This window comes from Streptomyces roseicoloratus (assembly GCF_004117935.1).
Lineage (GTDB): Bacteria > Actinomycetota > Actinomycetes > Streptomycetales > Streptomycetaceae > Streptomyces > Streptomyces roseicoloratus.
On sequence record NZ_SDOY01000051.1, the window covers coordinates 1 to 292 of the forward strand.

The 292-nt window shown below is 66.8% G+C and carries 1 protein-coding gene; it reads right to left on the bottom strand.

Going from position 1 to position 292, the window contains the following annotated elements; genetic code table 11:
* On the bottom strand, positions 1-201 hold a 201-nt coding region (locus ESG85_RS04205; RefSeq protein ID WP_164986161.1), incomplete at its 3' end, for a hypothetical protein.
* Positions 202-292: the final 91 nt, after the last annotated feature.

The window sequence follows — 292 nt, forward strand, 5'->3', positions numbered from 1 at the left end:
CTCCTTGGCGGTCTTGTCGATGAACGGCTTCGTCACCTCGGCGTTCACGCCCCGCCAGTCCTCGGCCCGGGCCTTCGCCGCCATGGTCCTGCGGGCGTCCTCGGCGAGCGTGTCCAGCTTGCCCTTCATCTCGGACCAGCGGTCGGCCGAGGCCTTCATCTTGTGCAGCTGCGCCTGGTACACGTTGTCGAACGTCAGCACGTTCCCCGCTCCCCCGCCTACGTGAAGTACTCGTTGATCTTGGACACGGCGAGTGCCGCCTTGATCTCCTCGTCGTCCCTCGCGTGCGCGG